6 protein-coding genes are annotated in these 5493 nt (G+C 39.0%); 4 read left to right on the top strand and 2 right to left on the bottom strand.

From position 1 onward, the window contains the following. The 3 genes from E1176_RS07105 to E1176_RS07095 all read left to right on the top strand — a co-directional run. Positions 1 to 873: ABC transporter permease (locus E1176_RS07105; protein WP_155209909.1), on the top strand; the 873-nt coding region annotated here is incomplete at its 5' end. A gap of 137 nt (positions 874 to 1010) precedes the next feature. Next, complete coding sequence (locus E1176_RS07100) at positions 1011 to 2066, top strand: DUF4407 domain-containing protein (protein WP_155209908.1); 1056 nt, start codon at positions 1011 to 1013, stop codon at positions 2064 to 2066. A 51-nt stretch (positions 2067 to 2117) separates the two neighbouring features. After that, a complete protein-coding gene (locus tag E1176_RS07095) occupies positions 2118 to 2537 on the top strand; it encodes a (4Fe-4S)-binding protein (RefSeq protein ID WP_155209907.1) in 420 nt (139 codons plus the stop codon). A gap of 1 nt (position 2538) precedes the next feature. Here E1176_RS07095 and E1176_RS07090 read toward each other — a convergent pair whose 3' ends face one another. Continuing rightward, positions 2539 to 3279: a glycosyltransferase gene (locus E1176_RS07090; protein WP_185152681.1), complete on the bottom strand. Its 741-nt coding sequence runs from the start codon at positions 3277 to 3279 to the stop codon at positions 2539 to 2541. Between the two features lie 145 nt (positions 3280 to 3424). Between E1176_RS07090 and E1176_RS07085 the strand changes: the two genes are divergently transcribed. After that, positions 3425 to 3925: a D-glycero-alpha-D-manno-heptose-1,7-bisphosphate 7-phosphatase gene (locus E1176_RS07085; protein ID WP_155209906.1), complete on the top strand. Its 501-nt coding sequence runs from the start codon at positions 3425 to 3427 to the stop codon at positions 3923 to 3925. A gap of 144 nt (positions 3926 to 4069) precedes the next feature. Here E1176_RS07085 and E1176_RS07080 read toward each other — a convergent pair whose 3' ends face one another. Then, the gene (locus E1176_RS07080) at positions 4070 to 5464 is read right to left on the bottom strand and encodes a type III PLP-dependent enzyme domain-containing protein (protein WP_155209905.1); all 1395 of its coding nucleotides are present in this window, start codon (positions 5462 to 5464) and stop codon (positions 4070 to 4072) included. Positions 5465 to 5493: the final 29 nt, after the last annotated feature.

Raw genomic sequence — 5493 nt, 5'->3', positions numbered from 1 at the left:
ATTTTACTCAAAGGGGTAACAGATAGATTTAAGCTCTCATATTTTGAGGATAATATAAAAGAAGGCCGATTCATTGAATTTCCGGAAGAAGGCTACGCCCGAGAGGTAGTCATCAGTAGAAGTATTGCCGATAAGCTCAAAATAAAGCTCAACGAAGATATAGTAGTACATTTCTTCATGAAGCCTCCACGGGTGAGAAAACTAAAAGTAGTAGGCATTTACGAAACCAACCTTTCTGAATATTACGATGACAAGTTTATCATAGGAGACATGGCCATGATCCAACACTTAAATGGATGGGCAGATGAGATTGCCGGAGGCATGGAAGTATACATCAAAGACATCGATAAGATCGATGCGGCAGAAGAAAAGCTTGATGAAATATTGGAATATGACCTTTTCGTAGAAAAAGTAAAAGACAAATACATACAGGTGTTTGACTGGCTGATGTTGATAAGCCGCCAGGTAAACATCTTCTTAGGCATCATCCTATTTGTGGTCTGCGTCAATATGATTTCCATCATATTAATTCTCATCATGGAGCGCACACAGATGGTCGGACTGCTTAAATCTCTGGGGGCAACTCACAGACAAATAAGACGCATATTTACTTACAGTGGTATGCAACTTATAGCCAAGGGTTTATTGCTGGGCAACTCTTTAGGTATCGGCATATGCGCCCTCCAGTATTACTTTCAGATCATACCACTTAACCCCAGAGACTATTACATGAGCTATGTACCTATTGGCTGGGATTGGGCCGTTATTGTCGCACTTAATGTCGTAACATTCGTAGTGGTTTCAATGATAATTCTTATTCCGGGTACTGTGGTAACGAGAATCAATCCAATCAAAACAATAAAGTTTGACTAAATCAGCGCGCAAAGCTGAACATTTGCCTGTTCGTTATTGAACAAAAATTCTCTTCAAAACCTTAATTTATACTGATAAGGCTCGGTATGTCGTTTGGTACATATATTGAATTGTAGATTTCCAATTTACACGGTACCATGGTTTCAAAACTCAAGCAATTTTTCTGGATCTGCTCTGGAGCAGATATCGCAACGTTAAAGCAATGTCCTTCAGAGTCTACCAAATATGCAGGCATAGGTGCTACGATATTCTTTACAGGACTTTTTGCAGCTCTAGCCGCAGCCTATGCCCTATTTACCGTGTTTGACAATATCTATGCAGCCTCTGTCTTTGGTTTGCTGTGGGGGCTCATGATTTTCAACCTCGATCGCTATATTGTTTCCAGTATGAGAAAACGGGGTGATTTTAAGAAGGAATTATTGATGGCTACACCACGTCTTCTTCTTGCTATCATTATTTCAATTGTGATTGCAAAACCCCTGGAGCTCAAAATCTTTGAAAAAGAAATAAATGGTGAGCTATCGCTCATGCAACAAGAAGACCTCAACAGAAAGTCTCAAGAAGTAAAAGGATTCTACACCAACGACATAACTCAACTTGATCTGGAGGTAGAACGGCTAAAATCAGAAATTCTAACCAAGGAAGAAGAAAGAAATAGCCTTCAACAACTAGCCAGAGAAGAGGCTGATGGCACCGGAGGCACAGGACAGAGAAATGCCGGACCGATTTATAGGATTAAGAAAGCTGATGCAGAAAGAGCCAACGAAGAATTGACAGCCCTAAAAACTGAAAACCAGCGTTTAATTGATCAAAAATTAAAGCAACAGGATAGTCTAAATGCTGTGATGGCATCAGCCCTATTAGAGATCGAGCAAATAAAACTTGGAGGGATGGCCTCACGACTAGAGGCCCTTTCTCGTCTCGAAAAATCGAGCGATGCCATCTGCTGGGCAAGTTTGTTTATCATGATTTTGTTTATTGCTGTAGAATGTGCCCCGGTCTTGGTGAAGCTAATGTCTCCAGAAGGACCTTACGATCAACTGATACGCGCAGAACACTACGACTATAAAGCGGCTCACCATGAGAAAATGGCTAAAGTAAACACACTAATAAAAAAGCGAAAAAGTAAACTTACCAAAGAGGAACAAGAGTATGTGGAAGATAAACTCAACCTGGAGCTTAACAAAACCTAGACATTGATTTACATCTGCTAAATGATTATATTCATTATAAATCAATAGCTTATGTCTAAAGAATACTCAAACGGTGAAGTTACCGTAGTTTGGAAACCTGATAAATGCGTCCATTCTGGCCTTTGTGTAAAAGGTCTACCTAAGGTTTTTAAACCCAAAGAAAAACCCTGGATAAATCCTGAAGCTGCCTCTACTGAAGAGCTCACAAAACAGATAAAAAAATGTCCGTCAGGGGCACTGTCTTATTATATGAACGAAGGTCATGAAGAACCTAAAACAGATATTAAAATGGAAAATGCCAAAGCACAAGTAATAGAAAACGGGCCGCTTATGGTGAGTGGTGGCATAACGGTTGAGCATGCAGATGGCAAAACCGAGACGAAAAAATCTGTTGCGTTTTGCAGGTGTGGTTACTCAGGCAATAAACCTTACTGCGATGGTTCTCACACTAAGCAAGGATTTAAAGGATAGATTAGGCGGGTATATATTTTTTGAACCAGCTGCCAATTTTGAGCTGGATAACACCAAAAAATGCCTCCTTAAAAATAGATCCGGACATTTTTGATTTACCTCTGGTGCGATCGGTAAACACTATGGGCACTTCTTTAAGCTTAAAACCATATTTCATAGCTGTAAACTTCATCTCAATCTGGAAGGCGTAACCAATAAATCTAATCTGATCTAATGGGATAGTTTGCAAAATGTTTCTTCTAAAACAAACAAAACCTGCTGTGGTGTCATTTATGGGCATACCGGTGATAAATCGCACATATATACTGGCAAAGTAAGACATGATCACACGTCCCATCGGCCAGTTTACCACGTTTACTCCCGATACATAACGTGAACCAATGGCCAGGTCATTGCCCTCTTTTGCGCAAGCTTCATATAGCCTAATGAGATCTTTTGGGTTGTGAGAAAAGTCTGCGTCCATCTCAAAGATAAATTCATATCCCTGATCAAGCGCAAATTTAAATCCCCTGATATATGCCGTACCAAGGCCCAGTTTTCCTTCTCTCTCAATTAGGTGCAGTGTGTTATCTTCTGAAGAATTAGCTTGAATTTCCTTTACGATCGCTCCCGTGCCATCAGGGGAACCATCATCAATCACGAGTATGTCAAACTTTTTAGGCAAACTAAAAACAGCATCGATAATCAATCGGATATTTTCCTTTTCATTATACGTAGGTATAATTACTAAACTGTCGTTCACTCGTTTGTCCTGTTGGTTTTGTCAAAAAAAAGAGAACCCCTAAAATAATAAATAGTTTCAAAAAGCACCCTGCTCAAAATTTGTTTTTGGCAATGATCTATTAATTTTGAAAACTTTTTACTCGTAACCTAAATACGGATTTAGAATGAAATGTGTTTTCCTGGACCGCGATGGCGTGCTCAATAGAGATTATGTAGATTATGTCTATTCTTTAGAAAAGTTAGAAATATTACCCGGCACGGCTGAAGCTATTTCTGCGCTTAAGCGCGCTGGCTATTTAGTGATTGTGATTACTAATCAAAGCGGTATTGCAAAAGGCATCTACACCAGAGAAGATATGCAAAAGGTGCACGATGAGATGCAGAGGGTCTATAAAAACCAAATTGATCACTTTTACTATGCCCCCTGGCACCCAACAGTAAGTGAGAGTCTCACCAGAAAACCCGACTCGCTGATGTTCGAAAAAGCAATTGCAAAGTTTAACATTGACCCTGCTCTTTCATGGATGATTGGTGATAAAGAAAGGGATCTTATACCAGCTAAAAAACTAGGTATAAAAACGATTCAGGTAGATAATGACGATAGCCGTATGGCCGACTATAGAGTGCAATCTTTACCGGACGCTATGGAAGTTATTTTTGGATAAGTTTAAGTGCCTTAAGGGTGAATAACTCCGATTATTAGAAGAATCTCACTAGAAAAAACGAATTCACTTTTAACTGAGTAAGATTCTTCCTACGTCAGAATGACAAAAGACAACATTTGTCGTCTTTTTAACACACTCTTCAAGTTAATACCCCAATAGTTTCAACATCGACTCACTTTCTTGCTCTGTAGCAAAAAGCTTGGTCGATACATTTCCGTTTTCATCTTTATCGATTAGCACGTGCTTAGGCGCTGGTATGAGGCAATGCTGTATACCACCATAGCCACCCAACGACTCCTGGTAGGCTCCTGTATGGAAAAAGCCTATGTATAAATTCTCTTTATCCTGCTCTTCTATAGTAGGTAAGAATACCTCACTACTGTGAGACTCACTGTTATAGTAATCCATACTGTCGCAGGTAAGTCCACCAAGGTTTACTTTGTGGTACATATCATCCCACTTATTGATTGGCAGCATGATGTATTTTTGATTAAGGCCCCATGCATCTGGTAAGTGTGTGATAAACGAGCCATCAATCATGTACCACAGCTCTTTGTCGTTTTGTAGTTTTTGATCCATGATAGAGTAAAGCACAGCACCGCTCTCTCCTACCGTAAAGCTCCCAAACTCAGTAAAGATATTCGGTACCGGTACATTATTTTTACCACAAATCCATTTGATGTTTTCTATAATCTGCTCGATGATATATTTATAGTCAAACTCGAAATGCAATGAGGTTTTTATCGGAAAGCCACCCCCGATATCGATCGTATCTAACTCAGGGCATTCTTTCTTCAACTCACAATACTTAAATATAAATCGGCTCAACTCACTCCAATAATAGGCAGTGTCTCTTATCCCTGTATTAATAAAGAAGTGAAGAAGTTTGAGTTTAGCTTTCTTACTCGGCTTTATCTGATCTCTATATAAGGTGTTGATATCGCTATAACGAATACCCAGACGTGATGTATAAAATTCAAAATTAGGCTCTTCGTCCGCAGCAATTCTGATACCCACATTGTAGCTACCTTTTACATTATCTTCATAATGCTTAAGCTCGTGCAGGTTATCAAGCACAGGCATACAATTTTTGAAGCCATCATTAAGAAGCTCAGTTATATATTGTCTGTATAGTGGCCTTTTAAAACCATTACAAACGATGTTTGTGTTTTTCGAAATTAGCCCTTTATCATAAAGCTTTCTCGCAATCGGAATATCATATGAAGATGAGGTTTCAATATGGATATCATGTTTAAGCGCCTCTTCCAATACAAATGAGAAATGAGAAGATTTTGTGCAATAGCAATAGGTGTAAGAACCATCATAATTATGCTTCTTCATGGCGTCAGCAAACAGCTGCTTGGCATAATTTATATTCTGACCAATCTTTGGCAGGTAGCTAAGTTTAAGAGGTGTTCCATACTGCTCAATAATATCCATTAAAGGTACATCATGGAAATGCAGTTCGTTATCCTGTACTTTAAATTCCGGTTGAGGGAAGTAAAAAGTTTGCTCGATAAGGTCTATGTATTTCTTCATAATTTCGACTTGTAAATAATATGGCGTGC

The sequence above is a fragment of the Fulvivirga aurantia genome, assembly GCF_009711475.1.
Classification (GTDB): domain Bacteria; phylum Bacteroidota; class Bacteroidia; order Cytophagales; family Cyclobacteriaceae; genus Fulvivirga; species Fulvivirga aurantia.
Note: the sequence above shows the minus strand (reverse complement) of the source record. Positions and strands in the feature narration are given on the sequence as shown.

What these genes read in the sequence shown, in the direction of transcription:
- E1176_RS07080 (WP_155209905.1), bottom strand. Translation starts at nt 5,464, where the DNA reads ATGAAGAAATACATAGACCTTATCGAGCAAACTTTTTACTTCCCTCAA.
- E1176_RS07100 (WP_155209908.1), top strand. Translation starts at nt 1,011, where the DNA reads ATGGTTTCAAAACTCAAGCAATTTTTCTGGATCTGCTCTGGAGCAGAT.
- E1176_RS07085 (WP_155209906.1), top strand. Translation starts at nt 3,425, where the DNA reads ATGAAATGTGTTTTCCTGGACCGCGATGGCGTGCTCAATAGAGATTAT.
- E1176_RS07095 (WP_155209907.1), top strand. Translation starts at nt 2,118, where the DNA reads ATGTCTAAAGAATACTCAAACGGTGAAGTTACCGTAGTTTGGAAACCT.